Source organism: Bradyrhizobium sp. ORS 278 (genome assembly GCF_000026145.1).
GTDB lineage: Bacteria > Pseudomonadota > Alphaproteobacteria > Rhizobiales > Xanthobacteraceae > Bradyrhizobium.
The window spans coordinates 1,882,154-1,902,780 of record NC_009445.1 but is presented as its reverse complement, the minus strand read 5'-3'; the positions used below and the strand labels follow the sequence as shown (position 1 = coordinate 1,902,780).

Below are 20,627 nucleotides of genomic sequence, written 5' to 3'. Positions count from 1 at the left end.
CGGCTGCATCACTCGCTGCCGCACATCGGAGGCGCATGACCATCGCGCCTGCAACTACGACCTTACGTTCACGTGCCACGCCAGGTCCGGTGCAGGAGCCTCGCCCGCATGGCGGCAAGGCTCCCGCCAGTCGATGCTACGCCCGCGCCAATTCAATCTCGTGAGTCTGCTTGGTCTCGGCGTCGTACACCTTGATCTGCAACATCGGAAAGCGGCGCTTGAGATCATGCGCGCCGTTGTGCGCACCATCCTTGGTCTTGAACTCGGTCTTGATCTGGCCATCGACCACGACGGCATAGCCGGTCAGCGGAAGGTCGTTGCCGGATTTGTCTTGAGCAGGCTTGTTGTGAACAGACTTCTCTTGGGCAGACTTGAGCATTGCGAGCCGACGTCGATTCGTGAGTTGAGGGAGTGCCGGGTGCGCGGGTCAGCGCGCCTCGAACGACTCCGATGTAAGGTGAGTCTGTCGCGACGAGCAAGCGAAGACGCGTTCTGCACAAGTAGGGCGATTACGGTTCAACCTCATGGCGTGACAGTACGCGGCGAACATTTGAGGCTGCTTCATTCCGGCGGCCGGAACAGTAAACGCCGAAGCCCGCCCTTGACCGTTCGTTTACCTCGCGGCCGTCCACGACATCGTGACATTGATGCAGGTCAACGTTCCCGGTTCGAACGCGCCGCCTACTGCCGGCACGTCCAAGCGAATCACGTTGCGGTTCCCTGGTTCGGCGTGCCGCCAACGGTCCCTGGGCATGGCCATGGAGAATCAGATGAGCGAGATCGGCGTCACAGCGCTGGACCACACCGTCCAGGAGACCAACCTTTGGCTGAAGGCGATCGAGCAGCGGCTGGCGCTGACGAGCCGGCAGCAGGCCTACAACGCGCTGCGCGCGGTGCTTCATGTGCTGCGCGACCGCCTGCCGCTCGCCACCGCGGCGAATTTCGGCGCCCAGCTGCCGCTCCTGATCCGGGGCATCTACTACGAGAGCTGGCATCACGCGTCGACCCCGACCAAGGACCGGCATCTCGAGGAATTCGTCGACGACATCTTCCGCCAGCTGCCGCCGCAATTCCCGATCGATCCGCTCAAGGCGGCTCGCGGCGTCTTCGAGATCCTTTGGGAGAAGCTCGATCCCGGCGAGTTCGACAAGCTGATGGGTCACCTCCCGGTGCCGCTCAGGACATTGCGCGAGCCGGCGACCTGAGCACTGCGCGCTCAATGCGCGAGCTGCCGGTAGAGCGCCGGCAGCGCCGCAGGCAGGCGGCGGATATTGCCGACGATAGCGTAGCCGGCGGGGCCGAACAGGGTTGGAACATACGACTGCGCCGACTTGTCGACGGTGACGCCGAACACCGCCACGCCGGCGCGACGCGCCTCCTGCACCGCCTTGCGCGTGTCCTCGATCGCAAACCGTCCCTCATAATGATCGACGTCGTTCGGTTTGCCGTCGGTCAACACCACCAGCAACCGCTTGCGCTCGGGACGCGCGGCGAGCTCGCCGGCGGCATGGCGCACCGCCGTGCCGATGCGCGTGTAGTAGCCGGGCCTGAGCGCGCCGATGCGGCGCTCGACCTGCCCGCTCATTGTCTCGCCGAACGCCTTCAGGGTCTCCAGCCGGACCCAGGAATTGCGCCGCGAGGTGAAGGTGACGATGCTGTGACTGTCGCCGCAGGCCGACAGCCCGTGCGCCAGCACCAGCAGCGCTTCCTTCTCGACGTCGAGCACACGCACGCCATCGATCCACGCATCCGTCGACAGCGAGACATCGACCAGCAGGGTCACCGCGAGATCATGCGTGAGCGGACGCATGGCGAGGTGGACGCGGTCGAGCCCGCCATGGCCGGCATTGAGGTCGCTGCGCGCGCGGACCAGCGCGTCGATGTCGAGGTCATGGCCGTCGGCCTGGGCGCGCATCACCTCGTGGCGCGGCCGCAAGGTCTCGAATCGGCGCCGTACGCTACGGATACGCCGGCGCATCGCCTCATCCGGCGCCCACGTCTCGCCCGTCTCGGCGGCCTCGCCGGTGACGACGCGGCAATGATCGGGAAGATAGGCGCCGCTACGATAGTTCCATTCGGGATACAGCCTTCCGCTGTCGAGCTGCGCGGCGTCGACCGCCTGCGGCGGCAGATCGAGATCGAACTTCAGCTTGCTCGCCGGCCGCCCCTTGCGCCTGGAGATCGCCAGTTCATCGAGATCGTCCGCGGCCTTGCGGGCGTCGTCATCGTCGGTATCGTCAGAGGGACGATCGACGTTGACCATCTCCGCCATCGCGAGGATCTTCTCGAAGCGGTTGAGGATGAAGGGATCGCGCTTGGCGGCATCGTCGCGCTCGCGCCGCGCGAAGCGCTTGCGGGTGTCCGGCGCCTCCGTCGGCTCGGTCGACGTCTGCGTGTCCTCGTCGTCGCCTTCGGCCACAACGGGCTCACGGCTCCAGCAATCGCCCCACAACGGGCACGGCAGCATCGACCGGTAGCCGGGCGGCGCGGTGTCCGGCAGCTCCCCATCATCGATCACGGCATTCCAGAGCACGCCGTTTGGCGGCACCGCGGCGCCGAGCAGCGCCATCAGGATGTGCTCGACCTGTTGCTCAAGACGCGGCAGCGAACGCCGCGGCCGGGTCGCGGCGAGGGCCCGCGCGAGTTGGGCGTAGGATCGGTTCAACCCGGGGAAGCGAGTCAACACCACCATCGTGGTCTCGTGCGCCCGGCGCAGCGCTAGCAGATCCCGCCGCAAGGGATCACTGTCCGCAATCGGATCGGCCGGTATGGTCGCGAACCACGCCGCGAGCCACTGATAGAGCTGGACGTTGAGCGCGCGATCCGGCAGCAGCGCGATGCTGTCCGGGAGAAACACCGTGGCGCCATCGCGTCCGGCCTGGTTGAGACACTCGTCACCGAGCCCGATGCGCTGGCGCCAGCCGAGGCGATGACCCGACTTGCGCGCCTTGCTGCCCGCGATCTGCACGCCGGTCTCACCGCCCAACGCACGGAACATCACGGCGATCCGGCCGCTAACGTCGTTCAATGCGACCGCATGATCGGGATGGACCGGATAGCTCGAGGTGGTGCCGACCAGGCGATGCCAGGCGCGGCCGACGGTCTCCTCCAGTTCGAGAAAGTCGAGCATGGCTCACCCGATCACGGCGTGCGCGACCTCGCGCAGCGCCGCCTTGACGTCGGCATCGTCAGTGAGCGGCTCGATCATCGCAGCGAGCACGGCCTCGGCGACGGGCGTTCCGGAAGCGACCAGCGTGGCACAATAGACCAGCAGCCGGGTCGAGACGCCCTCCTCCAGATCGTGCCCCTGCAGCGCGCGCAGCCGATGCGCCAGCGCCACGAGAGGCCACACGCGCTCAGGCGACAGCCCGCTCTCGGCAGCCACGACGGCGATCTCCTGCTCCGCCGGCAGAAAGCCAAATTCGATGGCGATGAAGCGCTGGCGCGTCGAGGGCTTCAGCGCCTTGTGCAGCGACTGATAGCCGGGATTGTAGGAGACTACGAGCATGAAGGCATCAGGTGCCGCCAGTTCCTCGCCGGTGCGCTCCAGGGGCAGAATGCGACGATCATCGGTCAGAGAATGCAGCACGACGGTGACGTCCTTGCGCGCCTCGACCACTTCGTCGAGATAACAGATGCCGCCCTCGCGCACCGCACGGGTCAGCGGCCCGTCGGTCCAGACGGTATCGCCGCCCTTGAGCAGATAGCGGCCGGTGAGATCGGCGGCGGTGAGGTCGTCATGACAAGCCACCGTGTGCAGCGGCAGGCCGAGCCGCGCGGCCATATGGGCGACGAAGCGGGTCTTGCCGCAGCCCGTAGGCCCCTTCAGCAGAACTGGAAGCCGGTGCCGGAACGCATGCTCGAACAGCGCGCATTCATTGGCGGTCGGCGTGTACGGCGGAAACGCGGGAACGGTGTCGATCGCGTGCAGCGCGGCTTTCATGATTTCTCTCCAACATCGGGGGATGCAGGCGGCGACCGCAGGGCCGCCGCCTGTCGGCCTTCACTCCGCCGGCTGCAGCGCGCCGGGGATCACGGCCTGCTTCGCGCGGCCGGGCACCAGCACGGCCCAGACGAACATCAGCGCCGAGATCGCCACGAACACGCCGGAACCGAGCCGCACCCAGTAGAACATCGCGAGCTGGTCCTGCACGTCCATGTAGCTCTGGCCGAGCACGCGCTGCAGATGCACCTGGAGGATGCCCGCGAAGGTCAGCGCGAAGGTCATCACCATCATCGCCGTGCACATGATCCAGAAGCTCGCGATCGAGAGCCACTGATTGTACGGCGCCCGCTGCCGCAGCTGCGGCACCGCGTAGGCCATCACCGCGAGGTTGAGCATCACATAGGCGCCGAAGAAGGCGAGATGGCCGTGCGCGGCGGTCACCTGGGTGCCGTGGGTGTAGTAGTTTACGCTCGACAGCGTATGCAGGAAGCCCCACACGCCGGCGCCGAGGAAGGCCATCACGGAGCAGCCGACGGACCACAGGAGCGCGGCGCGGTTCGGATGCTTGCGGCCGGCCTTGAGCGTCATCTGCACCGTGAAGATCACCATGGTGAAGAACGGCGCGACCTCCAGCGTCGAGAACAGCGAGCCGATCCACTGCCAGTAGCCGGGAGCGCCGATCCAGTAGAAATGGTGGCCGGTGCCGAGGATACCGGAGAACAGCGCCAGGCCGATGATGACATAGAGCCACTTCTCGACGACCTCACGGTCGATGCCGTTGAGCTTGATCATCAGGAAGGCCAGGATCGAGGCCATGATCAGCTCCCAGACGCCCTCGACCCAGAGATGGACGATGTACCACCAGTACATCTTGTCGACGGCGAGATTGGCCGGGTTGTAGAACGCGAACAGGAAGAAGATCGCCACCCCCCACATCCCGAACAGCAGGATGTTGGTCACCGTGGTCTTGCGGCCCTTCAGCGCCGTCATGGTGACGTTGAACAGGAACATCAGGCAGACGACGACGATGCCGACCTTGATGATGAAGGGCTGCTCGAGGAACTCGCGGCCCTCGTGGTAGTGGAAGAGATAACCGACCACGGCTGCAGCAGCGGCGCCGAAGAACATCCAGAACTGGATCTTGGCGAGCAGCGGGCTGTAGAGCTCGGTCTCGGTCTCCTCGGGCAGTAGGAAATAGGTCGCGCCCATGAAGCCGATCAGCGACCACACGATCAGCGCGTTGGTGTGGATCATGCGGACGATGTTGAAGGGCAGCAGGACCGACAGCGTGTTCGGCAGCACGTAGATGGTGCCGGCGAGCAGGCCGAACAGGACCTGGGCGAGGAAGAGCGTCAGCGCGCCGTAGAAGTACAGCATCGCGACCTTCTGGGTCTCATATCTCATCGCGGATCTCTCTCGTGGATGAAGGGCGGGATGCGGAGCTCAGCCGGCCTTGTTCGGCGGCCAATCCTGGCGCTTGATCGTGTCGGTCCATTGCAGGAAGTCGGCGAGGTCGTTGAGCTCCTGGTCGGTTAGGTTGAACTGCGGCATCTGCCGCCGTCCCGGCGCGCCGGAGGGCTGCGACTGCATCCAGGACTTCAGCATCTCGCGCGCAGCGGCGGAGTCTTCTCGGCCGCCCCAGCGGTCCCAGACGTTGCCGACCTCCGGCGCGAAATAGGCGCCCTCGCCGAGCAACGTGTGGCAGTTGATGCAGGAGTTCTTCTCCCAGACATGCTTGCCGCGCGCGACGCCATCTGAGAGCGTCGACGCCTTGGTCGAGGTCGTGACCATGTAGTAGTGGCTGTGCGCGGTCAGCCCGAGGAAGATCGCAAAGAAGAAGGCCGAACCGCCGTAGAAGACGTTCCGCGCGGCCGACTTGGTCAGGCGTTCCGCCATGACACGTCCTTTCCGGTTGGTGAAAAGTCGATGGTGTGGGAGCAATCTACCGGCGCGGCCCTGAGGCTCTTTGTCGGGGCGCAACGAGCGCGATGATCGAAGTCAGACGAGTGCGCGGATGGCGAGCGCGAGCGCGGCGAAGGTGGTGAGGCCGGTCAGCCATGCGATGAGGAGCCCGCGCCACAGCGCCGGCGCCTGGCGCAAACCGAGATAGTCGCACACGACCACCCTGCCCTTCGCAACGGCAAACGAAAGAATCAGCGCATCGGCGAGCCATCTGTTCGGCACCAGCAGCGAAGTTGCGAGCGTGGCCATGGCGAAGCTCAGCAATTGCAGCCAGGCCCGATCGAGTCGATCGCGGAACATGGCTCACCTCGCGAGATAGAGGACCGGGAACATGACGATCCAGACCAGGTCGATCATGTGCCAGAATGCGGCGCCGGTCTCGACGCCGCTGGACGTGGCGCGATGGCTGACGACGGCGAGGATGACGATTCCGAGCAAGACATGCAGCAGGTGGAACCCTGTCAGCAGGAAGTAGAGCGTGAAGAAGACAGACGATTCGAGGCCGGCGCCGGCTGCGATCTCGTTGCCGTACTCCGTCAGCTTGATGCTGATGAACGCGACACCGAGCATCATCGCCAGCGCGATCCAGCACCGTGCGGCGCGCGACGATTCGCTGCGCACGGCTGCAGCGGCGCGCGCGGCGGCCCAGCCACTCGTCACCAGCACGATCGTGTTCAATGCAGCGAGCGGTCCGTCGAGGACGGCCTGCCCGGCCGCGAACACCATCGGATGGACCGCGCGTGCGACGATGAAGGCGCCGAGCAGCAGGCCGAAGGCGACGAGCTCGCTGAGGATCAGCACCCACATCATGGGATCGCCAGGCAGCCCGTCGAGCACACCCAAGCGCTCCTCCTGGTCCCGCTCGCATGTGAGTACCGACATCGCCACCTCCGATTGGATGTCGCGAAGCTAGTCGGGGGACCGGAGGTTCTCTTTGTCGGTGCACAAACAGCGCGACGTCGCGCCGCGCTAGGAATTGGCAACACCATAAGGAGCAAGTCCCAGGAGCAGTTCCATGACCGAAGCCCAGCTCGGCCTCGTCACCGCCACGCCGATCATCATCGTATTCGCCGCCGCGCTGCGGCGCATGGGCGTGCTGTCGACCACCGGCACGCTATCCGCTATTGCGGCCTCGGTCGCGATCGCCACTGTTCTGTTCGTTACCCAATAGGCTGCTTGGAACCTTGGCGGGACGAGGGCGTCTCCTCGTCCGGAGGTGGCGCATGAACGACAATCGATTCGCCGAGCTGCTCGGCAACGCCGCGATCAGCGTGTGGGGCGACATGCCGCGCGACATCCAGGAAGCGCTGTTCGAAACCGCGATGCGCGGCCACGACGATCTGCGGCATCAGCTCGCGAAGCTGCTGCACGACCGGCATCCGCGCACGCAGCATCCGCCGCGGCCGGAGTAAGCCGTCACTCGGCCCGGTCGTCCGGGGTAAACCGGGAGGCTTCGTCGTAGCCTCTGCGGCTGCTGTAGAACAGCAACACCATCAAGCCAATCCCCACGACTAGCGAGAACACCACGCCGAGCGTCAGCGCGATCCAGCCTTCGGTCGGCATGGGATCGCCGGGCAGCGTCAGCGCTTGATAGGCGAAGACGACGGCGCCCGCGAGAATCAGCAGCAATGCAACGATGATCGTGATGGACCCTGTTCGCATGGCGATCGCGCTCCTCGCAGCGAGAACAGGGGCCATCCGCGATCGTTCCTGGATTGCGGCGGTACCGGTGCACAGCGGCAGTTCCGAAATGCGAGAATGCGCGTCCACGCGACAGTCACATTGCGCTGCCGAAATCATCCTGTTGCATCCAATCGCAGCACGATTTGCTCACGGCTTGGAGCCGGCGCCACGGGCCTCACGCCGGCCCGCATGGCTGCTCTCGCCTGCCATCGCTAGGCGTTCGGGAACTTAGCTGATAACCATACCGGCTTCCTATCGGCTAAAGAGGACAGGACCGGAGATGGATAACCGCAGCGAGATCTGGCGCGGCGTCGACGCGATCAAGACCCGTTTCATCGAGCTCAGCGACCGGGTGTGGAGCATGCCCGAGGTCTGCTACACCGAGGCCCGCTCATCCGCCGAACATCTCGCCGAGCTGGAGCACCAGGGTTTTCGCATCACCGAGAAGGTCGCGGGCATTCCGACCGCGCTGATGGGCGAATGGGGCGAAGGCGGTCCGGTCATCGCCTTCATGGGCGAGTATGACGCCCTGCCCGGCCTCAGCCAGGAAGCCGGCGTCGCCGAGCATCGCCCGGTCGAGACCGGCGGCCATGGCCATGGCTGCGGGCACAATCTGCTGGGCTCGGCCGCGCTGCTCGCGGCCACCGCGGTGAAGGACTGGCTGGCGGCCAACAAGGTTCCGGGGCGCGTGCGCTACTATGGCTGCCCCGCCGAGGAAGGCGGCGCCGCCAAGGCCTTCATGGTGCGCTCGGGCGCGTTCGAGGATGCGGACATCGCCATCACCTGGCATCCCTCGAGCTTCTGGGAGGTGGTGATGACGCCGTCGCTGGCCAACACCCGCGCCGATTTCATCTTCACCGGCCGCACCTCGCATGCGGCGGCCTCGCCGCATCTCGGCCGCAGCGCGCTCGACGCCGTCGAGCTGATGAATGTCGGCGTCAACTACATGCGCGAGCACATGCCGAGCGACGCCCGCGTGCACTACGCGCTGCTCGACACCGGCGGCATCGCGCCCAACGTGGTGCAGGCGCATGCCCGCGTACGCTACTCGATCCGCGCCCGCGATCTGCCCGGCATGAACGAGCTGGTCGGGCGCGTGCATAAGATCGCGCAGGGCGCGGCGATGATGACCGAGACCAAGGTCGAAATGAAGATCATCTCGGCGGTCTCCAACATCCTGCCGAATACGCCGCTCGAAGAGGCGCTGTACGAGGTGATGCAGGAGCTCGGGCCGCCACATTTCGATGACGGCGACCGGGATTTCGCCGGGCAGATCCAGGCGACCCTGACCGACAAGGACATCGAGTCGGTCTACTACAGTATCGGCATGGAGCCGACCGACAAGCCGCTTGCCGATTTCCTGGTGCCGCTCAACACCAAGCGCAATCCGCAGATCGGCTCGACCGATGTCGGTGACGTCAGCTGGGTGGTCCCGACCGTGCAGGTGCATGCGCCGACGGTGGCGATCGGCACGCCGTTCCACACCTGGCAGGTGGTCGCACAGGGCAAGACGCCGGCCGCCCACAAGGCGATGGTGCAGGCCGCCAAGGCAATGGCCGGCCTCGGCATCAAGGCGCTCAACGAGCCCGCGCTGATCGCAGCCGCAAAAGCCGACCTGAAGAAGCGAACGACTCGCACGCCCTATGTCAGCCCGCTTCCCGCCGAGGTCGAGCCGCCGCTGACGATGTCGGTCGCCTGAGACGGAAACTGGGGGGAAACATAATGGCAAAGACAGCGAAGAAGCCGGCCGCGAAGGCCGCCCGGCAGGTCCTGAAGCGTGCCGTGAACGCCAAGGCCAAGACGAAGCCCGTCGCCAAGAGCAAGAAATCACCTAAGACGGCGCCGACGACAGCCGCGCCCAAGCCGCGGCTGCCGAAGGGGCCGGCCTGGCAATGGTCGGCGGTCGAGACCGCGGCGGCGATCCGCTCGGGCGCCGTCTCCTCGGTCGAGGTGACCCAGGCGCACATCGCGCGCATGCACGAGGTCAATCCCAAGCTCAATGCGGTCGTCGTCGACCTCAGCGAGGAGGCCTTGAAAGCCGCGCGGGCCGCCGACAAGGCGCGCGACAAGAGCGGCCTGCTGCACGGCGTGCCGGTCACGATCAAGGAGAACGTCGACTACGAGGGCCGGCCGAACCCCAATGGCGTCAAGGCCCAGATGGGCATCATCGCGCCGTCGGACGCGCCGGTCGTGCGCAACCTCAAGAAGGCAGGCGCCATCGTGCTCGGCCTGACCAACACGCCGGAATTCTCGTTTCGCGGCTTCACCGACAATCCGCTGCATGGGCTCACGCTGAATCCTTGGGATCCGGAGATCACCTGCGGCGGCTCGTCCGGCGGCGCCGGCGCCGCGGTCGCCGCCGGCATCGGCACGATCGCGCATGGCAACGACATCGGCGGCTCGCTGCGCTGGCCGGCGCATTGCAACGGCGTGGTCACGATCAAGCCGACGCAAGGACGCATCCCCGCCTACAATGAAAGCGCCGCGTCCGAGCGGCCGATGCTGGCGCATCTGATGTCGTCGCAGGGGCCGCTGGCGCGCAGCGTGGCCGATGTCCGGCTGGCGCTGGAGGTGATGAGCCGGCGCGATCCGCGCGACCCCTGGTGGGTGCCGGCGCCGCTCGAAGGCGAGAAACCGAAGCGGCCGGTCAAGGTCGCGCTCGCCAAGATTCCCGACGACATGGACGTCGATCCCTCCGTGCGCGCCGCGCTGCGGCAGGCCGCTGACCATCTCGAGCGCTCCGGCTATCGCGTCAGCGAGGTCGAGGTGCCCGACATCTCCCGCGTCTGGCAGACCTGGTGCGACGTCATCACCACGGAGGTGGTGGTGATGCAGGAGGCCAAGATGCTGGCCGTCACATCGGAGGACTTCCACAAGGCGTGGGGCGGGATGCGGGCGAAGGCGGAGATCCTCGATCTCGCCGGCTGGATGAACGCGACGGCGCAGCGCTCGACGCATATCCGCGCGTGGCAGCTGTTCTTCGAGGACTATCCGGTCGTGCTGGCGCCGACGACGGTGAAGCCGACGCCGGGTCCGCGCGACGACACCGTCAGCCCGGAGCGCGTGCAGGAGATCTTCTTCAACGAGATCCGCTTCATCTCCGCGATCAACGTGCTCGGCCTGCCGGGCGCCGTCGTCCCAGTCGCCGTTCACGATGGCCATCCGATCGGCGTGCAGCTGATCGCCGGCCGCTACCGCGAGGACCTCGCGCTCGATGCCGCCGCGGCGATCGAGAAGCGGGCAGGGATGCTGGTCAAGCAGCTCTGGCAGAAGATCGGCTAGGCGACCCGGTCCCGGGTCCTGTTGGTGGCCACGAAGACAATTGACCCTCGCTGTTATCGTCGGTCAAGCCGGGCGTTGGCAGCGAGGGTATGGCGCTATCATCCCCCCGCTGTCGTCCCGGACGAGCGCGCATCGCGCGCGAAGATCCGGGATCCATAACCACAGGAAGACGTGCGGGGGCACGGCCTTTTCACCCTTCCTCATACCTCTGCCGGTGGCTATGGGTCCCGGCTCAAGGCCGGGACGACACCGAATGTGTCGTGGGGCCGTCGTGTTTGCGACACGCCGCCGCAGCCCCTTGTCGTAAGTTGTACAGGGACGCGCACCGCGTCGGCACGAGGTTGCCCTCGTGTTGACGGAAACCGATCGAGATGTCTATTCTGATATATACAAGTGGATACAGCACGGCATCGGCGCTGGCCGTTGCGCCGGAACGAGACTTGCAATTTCGCCGCAGCGACCCGTCTTGGTGAATACGACAAGGACAAAATGATGAGATCGATGCGCTTCGCCACCGCCGCCCTGGGCGCGGCCATTGCCCTCTTGACCAGCGCGAATGCGTTTGCCGGCAGCGCGAACGTTGCCGTGGCGGCCAACTTCACCGAGCCGGCCAAGGTGATCGCGGCGCTGTTCAAGGCCAAGACCGGGCATGAGCTGGTGCTGAGCTTCGGCGCGTCCGGACAGTTCTACACGCAGATCAAGGAGAACGCGCCGTTCGCGATCCTGCTCTCCGCCGACGACGAGCGGCCGAAGAAGCTGGTCGACGAAGGTCTTGGCGTCGGCGACAGCCGCTTCACCTATGCGATCGGCAAGCTCGTGCTGTGGAGCAAGGATGCGAATTTGGTGAAGGGCGAGGAAACGCTGAAGGCGAATGCGTTCAACAAGCTCTCGATCGCCAATCCCGCCGCCGCCCCCTATGGCGCCGCTGCTGTCGAGGCGCTGAAGGCGCTGAAGCTCTATGAGACGATCCAGCCCAAGATCGTCCAGGGCAACACGATCTCGCAGGCGTTCCAATTCGTCGACACCGGCAATGCCGAGCTCGGCTTCGTCGCGCTGTCGCAATTGATGCCGAACGCCGGCGGCTCGCGCTGGCTGGTGCCGCAGAATCTCTACAGCGAGATCCGGCAGGACGCCGTGCTGCTGAAGGCCTCCGCCGGCAACGAGGCGGCGACCGCATTCCTCGCTTTCCTCAAGACCCCGGAAGCCCGTGCGGTCATCGAGAAGTTCGGCTATGCTCTGGATCCGAAATCCGGCACCTGAGCGACACCTGCATCGATGAAACTCCGCGGATGAACCTGCACGTCTCGTCCGACATCTGGCAACCGATCCGGCTGACCCTCGAACTCGCGGCGCTCACGACCGTCATCCTGATGCTCGTGGGCACGCCGATCGCGTGGTGGCTGGCCCGGTCGAGGGCGTGGTGGAAGGAGGCCGTCGCGGCGCTGGTGGCGATCCCGCTGGTGCTGCCGCCCACCGTACTCGGCTTCTACCTGCTGGTCGCGCTCGGGCCCAGCGGTCCCGGCGGCGCGCTGGCCTCGCTCTGGGGCGCGCGCACGCTGGCCTTCACCTTTCCCGGACTTATCATCGGCTCGGTGCTGTTCTCGATGCCGTTCGTGGTGCAGCCGATCCGCAATGCCTTCGAGGCGATGGGCGAGAAGCCGCTCGAGGCGGCCGCCACCTTGCGCGCCTCGCCCTGGCGCGCGTTCTGGACCATCGCGGTGCCGCTCGCGAGCCCGGGATTCCTCACCGGCGCGATCCTCGGCTTCGCGCATACCGTCGGCGAGTTCGGCGTCGTGCTGATGATCGGCGGCAGCATCCCCGGCAAGACAAAGGTGCTGTCGGTCGCGATCTACGACTATGTCGAGACCTCGCAATGGGCGGAAGCCTCGGTGCTTGCGCTGGGCATGGTCGTATTCTCGTTCTCCGTCATTCTGACGATGATGCTGATCGAGAAGAAGATGACGACCCGCGCGTCATGAGCACGGTGAAAGTCGACTTCCGCGGCACGCTGGGTCGCTTCGAACTGGACGCGCGCTTCGAGGTCCCGGCGCGCGGCGTGACCGCGATCTTCGGCCCGTCCGGCTGCGGCAAGACCGCTGTGATGCGGTGCATTGCCGGTCTCAATCGCCTGGACGGGCTATGCTCCGTGGCCGGCGACGTCTGGCAGGACGAGAAGCACTTCCGTCCGCCGCACCGGCGTCCGATCGGCTACGTGTTCCAGGAAGCCAACCTGTTTCCGCACCTCTCGGTTCGCCGCAACCTGATGTACGGCCATCCGGGGACGAGCGGTGCCATCGGCTTCGACGAGGTCACAGCCCTGCTCGGCATCGGCAGGCTGCTGGAGCGCTCGCCGCGGCATCTTTCCGGCGGCGAGCGCCAGCGCGTCGCCATCGGCCGGGCGCTGCTCAGCCAGCCCAAACTGCTGCTGATGGACGAGCCGCTATCGGCGCTCGACCAGATGACCAAGGACGAGATCCTGCCCTATCTGGAGCGGCTGCACGCCGCGCTGGATCTACCGATCCTCTACATCAGCCACGACATCGCCGAGGTCGAACGGCTCGCCGATCAGCTGGTGCTGATGCGCCATGGCGCCGTGCTGGCGTCGGGCCCGCTGGCCGCGCTGCAGGCCGATCTGTCGCTGCCGCTCGCGCTGTCGCGCGACGCCGCCGTGAGCCTCGACGCCACCGTCACCGCGCAGGATGCGAGCGACGGCATGGCGACGCTCAGCGTGGCCGGCGGCCAATTTCTGCTGCCCGCCGAGCCACTCTCGCCCGGCACGCGGCGGCGCCTGCGCGTGCTGGCCGACGATGTCAGCCTGGCGGTCGACGCCCCGAGCCGCAGCACGATCGTCAACGTGCTCAGGGCAAAAATCCTCGAGATCCGCGGCCAGGCCGACCACCGCGTCACCGCCCTGCTGGGGCTCGGCGAGACTGGCGACGGCGCGCGGCTGCTGTCGCGCGTGACCCAGCGCTCGTGGAACGAGCTCGGCCTGCAGGCGGGGCTCGCCGTCTACGCCCAGGTCAAGGGCGTCGCCCTCGTCCGTCGCGAAGACCCCGCCGCCTGATCCACGTCCCCTGCGCACTCCCGGCGCGATCGCGCCCTGTTGTATACGCGACAATATAACCTTCCATGTTATATCTTATACAATATAGCTTCGGATCGAACAAAGCGGGCCATGGATCGGTTTCACCAACGGAATGAACACTTTGGCTCGACCTCGACCGTCTGGCCCGGCGCTTGCTCATCCGATCCCGCAACACGAGGTCATCAGCATGAGAGCCGCCGCAATCACCTGGCATCCGAACGCGCCGAAGCCGCTTGCGCTGGTGCTGGGCACCAACGAGATCGCCTCCGCCATCGCGGCGAAGCTCAGCCACGCGCGCTTTGCGATCGTGCTCTGTCATGACGCCTTCCCGCCGGTGATCCGCCGCGGCATGGCGTTCCACGACGTCCTGTTCGGCGAGCCGCGCGATATCGACGGCGTGAGCGGCGCGAAGGCCGAGAGCATCGCCGACGTCGTGCAGATTCACCGCGATCCCGGCCGGGTGGCGGTGACCGGAATGCATCTCACCGACATCATCGCCTATCGCTATCCCTCGGTCATCGTCGATGCGCGCATGCAGAAGCATCTGGTGACGCCGGACCTGCGCGGCGTCGCCGGCATCGCCGTCGGCATCGGTCCCCGCTTTGCGATCGGGCATAATTGCGACATCGCGATCGAGACGCATCCGTGCGAGACCGGCGCCATCGTCGCCGAAGGCCACACCCGCAACGCCGACGGCAAGGCGCGCGATCTCGGCGGCGCCGGGCGCGAGCGTTTCATCTATTCCGACCAGGACGCCGTCTGGTACACGCCGCTCGACATCGGCACCCGCGTCTACAAGGGCCTGCAGCTCGGCTCGCTCGGCGGCACGCCGGTGCTGGCGCCGCTCGACGGCGCACTGCGCGGCATCGCGCGCGACGGCTTGCGCGTGCCGGCCAACGTCAAGCTGCTGGAGATCGATCCGCGCGGCCGTCACGGCGCCTGGACCGGCATGGACGAGCGCGGCCAGTCGATCGCCGCGAGCGTCGTGTCGGCCGTTCACCAGATCATGCAAACCGGCCGGACGGCGGGCCGCGTCTCCGCCAATGTGTGAGGAGGACTGCCATGGCTTCAGTCGATATCGGAACGTGCCGGATCGTGGCGCTGCAGGGCGCGGCATCGCCGGTGATTCAGGACCTGCTCGGCGACTTCGCCGTGCGCCTCGCGGACGCCGGCCTGCGCGTGTCAGGCGTGGTCGAGAGCAGCGCCGACAAGGCCAAGCCGTGCAAGTCCATGATGCTGCGCAGCCTCGATGACAACAGGCTGTTCTCGATCTCGCAAGACCTCGGTCCGGGATCGCTGGCCTGCAACCTCGATCCGGAAGGCCTGGTGCTGGCCTGCGCCGCCGTGCAGCAGTCGATCCTCCGCGGCACCGACGTCGTCATCCTCAGCAAGTTCGGCAAGCAGGAGGCCACCGGCGGCGGCCTCGCCGACGCCTTCGGCTCCGCGATCTCCGCCGGGCTTCCGATCATCACCGCGGTCTCGCCGACGATGGTGGAGGCGTGGACACGGTTTGCCGGCACGTTTGCCGAATGTGTCACCGTCGACGCGGCGCGCGGCCCCGGCTGGATCGAGGCGTGGGCCGGACGCCGGGTGACATCGCGCATCGCCCGTGACATGATCGGCGCCGAACGCGAGCGGATCGGAATGGCATGAAGGGCGCGGCGCAGATCGCATTGACTATCAGCTTCGGCAACGGCGGCAGCCTGTCGCCGGAGGATCTGCAGCTGATCGAGTTCGTTCGCAGGGAGCGCTCGATCCTCGGCGCGGCGCGCGCGAGCGGAATCTCCTATCGCAAATGCTGGCTGATGGTCGATGCGCTGAACCGCACCTTTGAGACGCCGGTGTTCGAGACGCATCCCGGCCGCCGCGGCGGCGGCGCCGAGATCACCGCGTTCGGCGAGCGGCTGATCGCGCTGTACCGCTCGATGGAGCGGCGGACGCGCACGGCGACCACTGCGGCGCTCGGCGAATTGCAGAAGGCTACGGATCCCCACTATCAGAAGCGGGCCAGCGGCGCGGCCGAGGCAGCTCCGAAGGCCGAACCGCGCCGGGCCCGATCGCGACGCTCTTGATCATCGCCCAGGCGGACAATTCCGGTTCCAGCGCCAGCCGCTCGACCGACTCCAGCGTCACCAGCGCGTGCAGCTTCGTTGAACCGAGATCGAAGGTCACACGCACATAGGGCGGGTCGAGCGGCAGAATCTCCTCGATCCGGCCGGGCAGCCGGTTGGTGATCGACACGTCCATCGGCCGCGACAGCGCGATCGAGACGTCGCGCGCCTCGATGGTCACGGAGACGCCGGCATCGACAGCGGCATCGACCATCGGCACGCGCAGCTCACCGTCGGCGAAGAACAAGGTCGACATGCCGTATTGCGGATCATGCCGCAGCACCCGTGCCGGGACGGTCGTGCTGAGCACGATGGAGGAGGCTGACGAGGACGGGGACTGTGCGCTCATCGACGTCAGCCTTTCCCATTCACGGCCTGTCGTGATCGTACAGCACGCGCACGCGGATCGTGCCGTCCACCGCGCGCAGCTCCGACAGCAGCTCCTCACCTTCGCCGCCAACCACGTCGGTTTCCAGCACGACGTAGCCGACTTCCGGATCGGTCTGCAGATATTGCGCGAGGATGTTGATGTTGTGCCGTGACACCGCCTCGTTGACCTGGCGCAGCACGCCCGGCACGTTGCGGTGGACGTGGATGAAGCGCGTGCCGGTCGGGCGCGCCGGCAGCTGCACCTGCGGGAAGTTGACCGCGCCGAAAGTCGAGCCGACGTCGGAGTAATCGATCAGCTTGCGCGCGACCTCGCCGCCGATGCGATCCTGCGCCTCCTCGGTGGAGCCGCCGACATGCGGGGTCAGGATCACGTTGGGCAGGCCCTGCAGCGGCGACACGAACGGATCGGCGTTCGAGGCCGGTTCGACCGGAAACACGTCGACGGCGGCGCCCGACAGCTTGCCCTCGCGCAGCGCGCTCGCCAGCGCGTCGATGTCGACCACCGTGCCGCGCGAATTGTTGATGAGGTAGGCGCCGTCCTTCATGTGCCGGATCTGGCGCTCGCCGATCATGTTGGCGGTCGCCGGCGTCTCCGGCACGTGCAGCGACACGACGTCGCTATTAGCCAGCAGTTCGTCGAGGCTTTCGACCGGCTCGGTGTTGCCGTGGCGGAGCTTGTCGGTGAGGTCGAAGAAGATCACCCGCATGCCCATGGCTTCGGCGAGGTTCGACAGCTGCGAGCCGATATTGCCGTAGCCGATGATGCCGAGCGTCTTGCCGCGCACCTCGCGGCTGCCATTGGCCGACTTGTCCCAGCCGCCGGCATGCGCCGACACCGAGCGCGGGAAGATCCGCCGCATCAGCATCACGACCTCGGCGATGGTCAGCTCGGCGACGCTGCGGGTGTTCGAATAGGGCGCGTTGAAGACGGGGATGCCGAGCCGCCGCGCCGCATCGAGATCGACCTGGTTGGTGCCGACCGAGAAGCAGCCCACGGCCATCAGCCGGTCGGCCGCCTGCAGCACGTCGGCGGTCAGATTCGTCCGCGAGCGGATGCCGAGCATGTGAACGCCGGACAGCATCCGCTTCAATTCCGCCGAGCCGAGCGCCTTGGGCAGCCGTTCGACCTCGGTATAGCCGCTGGCCTCGAACATGCGGACGGCCGAGTCGTTCACGCCCTCGAGGAGCAGAACGCGAATCTTTTGCTTGGGCAGCGAGAGCGGCATGGGCCTGGCCTGGTTGATCGTGGGTGTGGCGTCGTGTTGCAGGTGTTACAGTCGCGATGCGTTGAAACTTGGTGAATGCGCCGCGGCAGGAGCGCTTTCTGTCGCTTTCTCAGCATCTTGTCCACTCCGCAACAGCAATTTGAGCGGCGATGCAAAAACGGCGCCTGGCATACCGGATTCATGCAGCTTCTTGCGGCGCAACAACCGCAGATCGTTACTTTGTGTGCTGACAAACCAGGCGAGCAAGACTAGCCTTCCCGCAATCATAAAATCATCGGGAGGTCAGCATGTCAGACGGTCTGGTCGAGGCGCGTGCGCAGGAATCGACTCACGGCGAATCCCAGACAGTGGACGTCGCCGTCGTCGGCGCCGGATTTGCGGGCTTGTACCTGCTCCACCGGCTGCGCAAGGCCGGTTTCTCGACCGTGGCGCTCGATACCGCCAACGATGTCGGCGGCACCTGGTATTGGAACCGCTATCCCGGCGCCCGCTGCGACATCCAGACCGTCGACTACAGCTACACCTTCGATCCCGAGCTCGAGACCGCCTGGCAGTGGTCGGAGAAATACGCCACTCAGCCGGAGATCCTGCGCTATCTCGGCTTCGTCGCCGACCGCTACGACCTGCGCCGCGACATCCGCTTCGGCACCCGCGTGCTTGGCGCCGCCTGGGATGAATCCCAGGAGCGCTGGCTGCTGACCACCGACAAGGGCCCCGCCGTCTCCTGCCGCCACTACATCATGGCGACCGGCTGCCTGTCGCAGCCGAAGCCGCCGGAGATCGACGGCGTGCATGATTTCAAGGGCGAGATCTACTTCACCAGCCGCTGGCCGCATGACGGCGTCGACCTCCGCGGCAATCGCGTCGCGGTCATCGGCACCGGCTCCTCGGGCATCCAGTCGATCCCGATCATCGCCGAGCAGGCCGCGCAGCTCACCGTATTCCAGCGCACGCCGAACTTCGCGCTTCCGGCGCATAACGGCCCGCTGCCGGCGGATCGCGCCGCCCAGCTGGCGCAGGATCGCAATGCCTTGCGCGAGCAGGCGCGCTGGTCGATGACCGGCGTGCCGATCCCGCCAGCGACGGAATTCAGCTGGGCGCTGAGCGAGGCCGAGCGCCGCGAGCGCTTCGAGAAGATGTGGGCCTCGGGCGACCTCGTCGGCATGCTGACGCAGCTCTGGGCCGACCAGGGCGTCGATGCCGACGGCAACGCCCTTCTCGCCGATCTCATCCGCGAGAAGATCCGCACGATCGTCAAGGATCCCGAGACGGCCGAGGCGCTCACGCCTCACGATCATCCGTTCGGCGCCAAGCGTCCGTGCCTCGACACCAACTACTACGCGACGTTCAACCGTCCGAACGTGACGCTGGTGAACCTGCGCAAGGAGCCGATCGCATCGATCACCGCCGGCGCGATCAAAACCGACAGGCGCAGCTTCGACGTCGACGTCATCGTGTTCGCGACCGGCTTCGACGCCATGACCGGCGCGATCCGCGCCGTGCATCCGATCAAGGGCCGCGGCGGCAAGTCGCTCGACGACAGCTGGGCGAACGGGCCGGAGAGCTATCTCGGACTGACCGTCGCCGGCTTCCCGAATCTGTTCCTGATCACGGGCCCCGGCAGCCCCTCGGTGCTGTCGAACATGGCGGTGTCGATCGAGCAGCATGTCGACTTCGTGGTCGATCGGCTGGCCGCGCTGCGCGACGCGGGCTTCACCACGATCGAACCGACCGAGACGGCGCAGGCCGGCTGGATGCGCCACATGGCGGACTGCTCGACCGTGACGCTGCACCGGCTCGCCAACACCTGGTACACGGGCGCCAACGTACTGGGCAAGCCGCAGACCTTGATGCCCTATACCGGCGGCGTTGGCCCGTATCGCGGCATCTGCAACGAGGTCGTCAGCCGCGGCATGCTCGGCTTCAGGCTGACCGGCCCGGGCGGCGCGACCCAGTGCAACGACGGCGAGATCGTGAAGCTGCAGCCGGATGTCCGGCTGGTGCTGAACATGCTCACCGAGATGAACCTGCCGCCGATCGAATCGATGGGCGCGCAAGGCGCACGCGACTTCGTCGCTGAGTTCAACAAGGCCCGGCCGCCAGGCCGCCCCGTCGGCGAAGTGAAGGACGGCACGCTGCCGGGCGCCGAAGGTCCCCTCGCCTACCGCCTCTACCGTCCGGCGACGCCGGGCCCGCATCCGATCGTCGTGTACTTCCACGGCGGCGGCTGGGTGCTCGGCGACGAGCAGTCGGACGATCCGTTCTGCCGCGACCTGTGCCGCCGCTCCAACATGATCTTCGTCAGCGTGAACTACCGCCACGCGCCGGAGCATCGCTTCCCCGCCGCGGCCGAGGACGGCTATGCCGCGGCGAAGTGGGTGTCCGAGCACGCCGCCGAGCTCGGCGGCCGCGAGGGGCCGGTGCTGGTGGCCGGCTGGAGCGCGGGCGGCAACATCGCCGCCGTCACGTGCCAGTTGGCGCGCGACCGCGGCGGGCCGGCGATCGGGGGCCAGCTGCTGGTCTGTCCGGTCACCGATTGCAGCTTCGATCGTCCGTCCTACGCCGAGAACGCCGCAGGCTACTTCCTGACGCGCGGGCTGATGTTTTGGTTCTGGGACATCTACTGCTCGCCGGCGGACCGCACCGATCCCCGGGTGTCGCCGCTGCGCGGCCAGCTGAAGGGACTGCCGCCGGCCTATATCGTGACCTGCGAGTTCGATCCGCTGCGCGACGAGGGTGTCGCCTATGCGGAAGCGCTCGCCGCGGCCGGCGTGCCGGTCGGTCAGCTCAAGGCGCGCGGCCATTTCCACTCGTCGTTCACAATGGTTGACGTCGTCATCACCGGCGTCGGCGGCCGCGTTCAGATGGCGGAGGCGCTGCAGGCGTTCACGCAATCCGGAGAAGACAGCAGCTCGCCGGAGATCCACGCCGCCGCGAGCTAA

The 20,627-nt window shown here is 66.6% G+C and carries 23 protein-coding genes; 12 read left to right on the top strand and 11 right to left on the bottom strand.

Translation table 11 applies throughout. From position 1 onward, the window contains the following. Positions 1-136 precede the first annotated feature (136 nt). Positions 137-379 carry a hypothetical protein gene (locus BRADO_RS08385; RefSeq protein ID WP_011924883.1) on the bottom strand — a complete coding sequence of 81 codons (243 nt, stop codon included), beginning with the start codon at positions 377-379 and terminating at the stop codon, positions 137-139. A 391-nt stretch (positions 380-770) separates the two neighbouring features. On the opposite strand from BRADO_RS08385, the gene BRADO_RS08380 reads away from it, so the two are divergent. Beyond that, positions 771-1,205, top strand: coding sequence for a DUF2267 domain-containing protein (locus BRADO_RS08380; protein ID WP_011924882.1), 435 nt, complete (start codon positions 771-773; stop codon positions 1,203-1,205). Positions 1,206-1,216: 11 nt separating this feature from the next. Here BRADO_RS08380 and BRADO_RS08375 read toward each other — a convergent pair whose 3' ends face one another. From BRADO_RS08375 to BRADO_RS08350, 6 genes are all read right to left on the bottom strand, one after another. After that, positions 1,217-3,130 (bottom strand): nitric oxide reductase activation protein NorD, encoded by a 1,914-nt coding sequence (locus tag BRADO_RS08375; protein ID WP_011924881.1) that lies wholly within the window; start codon positions 3,128-3,130, stop codon positions 1,217-1,219. A gap of 3 nt (positions 3,131-3,133) precedes the next feature. Beyond that, a complete protein-coding gene (locus BRADO_RS08370; protein ID WP_011924880.1) occupies positions 3,134-3,943 on the bottom strand; it encodes a CbbQ/NirQ/NorQ/GpvN family protein in 810 nt (269 codons plus the stop codon). Positions 3,944-4,003: 60 nt separating this feature from the next. Next, on the bottom strand, positions 4,004-5,350 hold the full coding sequence (locus tag BRADO_RS08365) for a cbb3-type cytochrome c oxidase subunit I (protein WP_011924879.1): 1,347 nt from the start codon (positions 5,348-5,350) through the stop codon (positions 4,004-4,006). A gap of 39 nt (positions 5,351-5,389) precedes the next feature. Continuing rightward, positions 5,390-5,842, bottom strand: a complete 453-nt coding sequence (locus BRADO_RS08360) for a cytochrome c (protein WP_011924878.1) — start codon at positions 5,840-5,842, stop codon at positions 5,390-5,392. A 102-nt stretch (positions 5,843-5,944) separates the two neighbouring features. Continuing rightward, positions 5,945-6,208 (bottom strand): cytochrome C oxidase subunit IV family protein, encoded by a 264-nt coding sequence (locus BRADO_RS08355; protein ID WP_011924877.1) that lies wholly within the window; start codon positions 6,206-6,208, stop codon positions 5,945-5,947. Positions 6,209-6,211: 3 nt separating this feature from the next. Further along, positions 6,212-6,790 (bottom strand): cytochrome c oxidase subunit 3 family protein, encoded by a 579-nt coding sequence (locus tag BRADO_RS08350; protein WP_011924876.1) that lies wholly within the window; start codon positions 6,788-6,790, stop codon positions 6,212-6,214. Between the two features lie 133 nt (positions 6,791-6,923). On the opposite strand from BRADO_RS08350, the gene BRADO_RS35370 reads away from it, so the two are divergent. Beyond that, on the top strand, positions 6,924-7,079 hold the full coding sequence (locus tag BRADO_RS35370; protein ID WP_011924875.1) for a hypothetical protein: 156 nt from the start codon (positions 6,924-6,926) through the stop codon (positions 7,077-7,079). A 52-nt stretch (positions 7,080-7,131) separates the two neighbouring features. Then, positions 7,132-7,320 carry a hypothetical protein gene (locus BRADO_RS08345; RefSeq protein ID WP_011924874.1) on the top strand — a complete coding sequence of 63 codons (189 nt, stop codon included), beginning with the start codon at positions 7,132-7,134 and terminating at the stop codon, positions 7,318-7,320. A gap of 4 nt (positions 7,321-7,324) precedes the next feature. On the opposite strand, the gene BRADO_RS08340 is transcribed toward BRADO_RS08345, so the two are convergent. After that, entirely contained in the window at positions 7,325-7,570 is a 246-nt protein-coding gene (locus BRADO_RS08340) for a hypothetical protein (RefSeq protein WP_011924873.1), read from the bottom strand. A 301-nt stretch (positions 7,571-7,871) separates the two neighbouring features. Between BRADO_RS08340 and BRADO_RS08335 the strand changes: the two genes are divergently transcribed. The 8 genes from BRADO_RS08335 (at position 7,872) to BRADO_RS08300 (ending at position 16,030) form a co-directional block, all read left to right on the top strand. Next, positions 7,872-9,290, top strand: coding sequence for a M20 family metallopeptidase (locus BRADO_RS08335; protein WP_011924872.1), 1,419 nt, complete (start codon positions 7,872-7,874; stop codon positions 9,288-9,290). A 23-nt stretch (positions 9,291-9,313) separates the two neighbouring features. Further along, positions 9,314-10,873: an amidase family protein gene (locus BRADO_RS08330; RefSeq protein WP_011924871.1), complete on the top strand. Its 1,560-nt coding sequence runs from the start codon at positions 9,314-9,316 to the stop codon at positions 10,871-10,873. Positions 10,874-11,365: 492 nt separating this feature from the next. Next, positions 11,366-12,133 (top strand): molybdate ABC transporter substrate-binding protein, encoded by a 768-nt coding sequence (gene modA / locus BRADO_RS08325; RefSeq protein WP_011924870.1) that lies wholly within the window; start codon positions 11,366-11,368, stop codon positions 12,131-12,133. A gap of 29 nt (positions 12,134-12,162) precedes the next feature. Beyond that, positions 12,163-12,852 carry a molybdate ABC transporter permease subunit gene (modB, locus tag BRADO_RS08320; protein WP_011924869.1) on the top strand — a complete coding sequence of 230 codons (690 nt, stop codon included), beginning with the start codon at positions 12,163-12,165 and terminating at the stop codon, positions 12,850-12,852. After that, positions 12,849-13,937, top strand: a complete 1,089-nt coding sequence (gene modC / locus BRADO_RS08315) for a molybdenum ABC transporter ATP-binding protein (protein WP_011924868.1) — start codon at positions 12,849-12,851, stop codon at positions 13,935-13,937. The genes modB and modC overlap by 4 nt, the downstream gene beginning before the upstream one ends. 208 nt (positions 13,938-14,145) lie before the next feature. After that, on the top strand, positions 14,146-15,009 hold the full coding sequence (locus tag BRADO_RS08310; protein ID WP_011924867.1) for a xanthine dehydrogenase: 864 nt from the start codon (positions 14,146-14,148) through the stop codon (positions 15,007-15,009). 11 nt (positions 15,010-15,020) lie between these two features. After that, positions 15,021-15,611: a DUF2478 domain-containing protein gene (locus tag BRADO_RS08305; RefSeq protein WP_011924866.1), complete on the top strand. Its 591-nt coding sequence runs from the start codon at positions 15,021-15,023 to the stop codon at positions 15,609-15,611. Further along, complete coding sequence (locus BRADO_RS08300; protein WP_011924865.1) at positions 15,608-16,030, top strand: winged helix-turn-helix domain-containing protein; 423 nt, start codon at positions 15,608-15,610, stop codon at positions 16,028-16,030. The genes BRADO_RS08305 and BRADO_RS08300 overlap by 4 nt, the downstream gene beginning before the upstream one ends. Here BRADO_RS08300 and BRADO_RS08295 read toward each other — a convergent pair. Genes BRADO_RS08295 through BRADO_RS34930 form a run of 3 tightly spaced genes read right to left on the bottom strand, consistent with a single transcriptional unit; the run spans position 15,939 to position 17,931 of the window. Next, on the bottom strand, positions 15,939-16,418 hold the full coding sequence (locus tag BRADO_RS08295; protein ID WP_011924864.1) for a TOBE domain-containing protein: 480 nt from the start codon (positions 16,416-16,418) through the stop codon (positions 15,939-15,941). The genes BRADO_RS08300 and BRADO_RS08295 overlap by 92 nt on opposite strands. Before the next feature lie 19 nt (positions 16,419-16,437). Continuing rightward, on the bottom strand, positions 16,438-17,685 hold the full coding sequence (gene serA / locus BRADO_RS08290) for a phosphoglycerate dehydrogenase (RefSeq protein WP_011924863.1): 1,248 nt from the start codon (positions 17,683-17,685) through the stop codon (positions 16,438-16,440). Positions 17,686-17,730: 45 nt separating this feature from the next. After that, complete coding sequence (locus tag BRADO_RS34930; RefSeq protein ID WP_157872533.1) at positions 17,731-17,931, bottom strand: hypothetical protein; 201 nt, start codon at positions 17,929-17,931, stop codon at positions 17,731-17,733. 41 nt (positions 17,932-17,972) lie between these two features. Between BRADO_RS34930 and BRADO_RS08285 the strand changes: the two genes are divergently transcribed. After that, the gene (locus tag BRADO_RS08285; protein ID WP_011924862.1) at positions 17,973-20,627 is read left to right on the top strand and encodes an alpha/beta hydrolase fold domain-containing protein; all 2,655 of its coding nucleotides are present in this window, start codon (positions 17,973-17,975) and stop codon (positions 20,625-20,627) included.

Excerpts from the sequence above, each read along its gene's own strand:
- BRADO_RS08385 (WP_011924883.1), bottom strand. The coding sequence starts at position 379 with ATGCTCAAGTCTGCCCAAGAGAAGTCTGTTCACAACAAGCCTGCTCAA.
- BRADO_RS08380 (WP_011924882.1), top strand. The coding sequence starts at position 771 with ATGAGCGAGATCGGCGTCACAGCGCTGGACCACACCGTCCAGGAGACC.
- BRADO_RS08375 (WP_011924881.1), bottom strand. The coding sequence starts at position 3,130 with ATGCTCGACTTTCTCGAACTGGAGGAGACCGTCGGCCGCGCCTGGCAT.
- BRADO_RS08370 (WP_011924880.1), bottom strand. The coding sequence starts at position 3,943 with ATGAAAGCCGCGCTGCACGCGATCGACACCGTTCCCGCGTTTCCGCCG.
- BRADO_RS08365 (WP_011924879.1), bottom strand. The coding sequence starts at position 5,350 with ATGAGATATGAGACCCAGAAGGTCGCGATGCTGTACTTCTACGGCGCG.
- BRADO_RS08360 (WP_011924878.1), bottom strand. The coding sequence starts at position 5,842 with ATGGCGGAACGCCTGACCAAGTCGGCCGCGCGGAACGTCTTCTACGGC.
- BRADO_RS08355 (WP_011924877.1), bottom strand. The coding sequence starts at position 6,208 with ATGTTCCGCGATCGACTCGATCGGGCCTGGCTGCAATTGCTGAGCTTC.
- BRADO_RS08350 (WP_011924876.1), bottom strand. The coding sequence starts at position 6,790 with ATGTCGGTACTCACATGCGAGCGGGACCAGGAGGAGCGCTTGGGTGTG.
- BRADO_RS35370 (WP_011924875.1), top strand. The coding sequence starts at position 6,924 with ATGACCGAAGCCCAGCTCGGCCTCGTCACCGCCACGCCGATCATCATC.
- BRADO_RS08345 (WP_011924874.1), top strand. The coding sequence starts at position 7,132 with ATGAACGACAATCGATTCGCCGAGCTGCTCGGCAACGCCGCGATCAGC.
- BRADO_RS08340 (WP_011924873.1), bottom strand. The coding sequence starts at position 7,570 with ATGCGAACAGGGTCCATCACGATCATCGTTGCATTGCTGCTGATTCTC.
- BRADO_RS08335 (WP_011924872.1), top strand. The coding sequence starts at position 7,872 with ATGGATAACCGCAGCGAGATCTGGCGCGGCGTCGACGCGATCAAGACC.
- BRADO_RS08330 (WP_011924871.1), top strand. The coding sequence starts at position 9,314 with ATGGCAAAGACAGCGAAGAAGCCGGCCGCGAAGGCCGCCCGGCAGGTC.
- modA (WP_011924870.1), top strand. The coding sequence starts at position 11,366 with ATGAGATCGATGCGCTTCGCCACCGCCGCCCTGGGCGCGGCCATTGCC.
- modB (WP_011924869.1), top strand. The coding sequence starts at position 12,163 with ATGAACCTGCACGTCTCGTCCGACATCTGGCAACCGATCCGGCTGACC.
- modC (WP_011924868.1), top strand. The coding sequence starts at position 12,849 with ATGAGCACGGTGAAAGTCGACTTCCGCGGCACGCTGGGTCGCTTCGAA.
- BRADO_RS08310 (WP_011924867.1), top strand. The coding sequence starts at position 14,146 with ATGAGAGCCGCCGCAATCACCTGGCATCCGAACGCGCCGAAGCCGCTT.
- BRADO_RS08305 (WP_011924866.1), top strand. The coding sequence starts at position 15,021 with ATGGCTTCAGTCGATATCGGAACGTGCCGGATCGTGGCGCTGCAGGGC.
- BRADO_RS08300 (WP_011924865.1), top strand. The coding sequence starts at position 15,608 with ATGAAGGGCGCGGCGCAGATCGCATTGACTATCAGCTTCGGCAACGGC.
- BRADO_RS08295 (WP_011924864.1), bottom strand. The coding sequence starts at position 16,418 with ATGAGCGCACAGTCCCCGTCCTCGTCAGCCTCCTCCATCGTGCTCAGC.
- serA (WP_011924863.1), bottom strand. The coding sequence starts at position 17,685 with ATGCCGCTCTCGCTGCCCAAGCAAAAGATTCGCGTTCTGCTCCTCGAG.
- BRADO_RS08285 (WP_011924862.1), top strand. The coding sequence starts at position 17,973 with ATGTCAGACGGTCTGGTCGAGGCGCGTGCGCAGGAATCGACTCACGGC.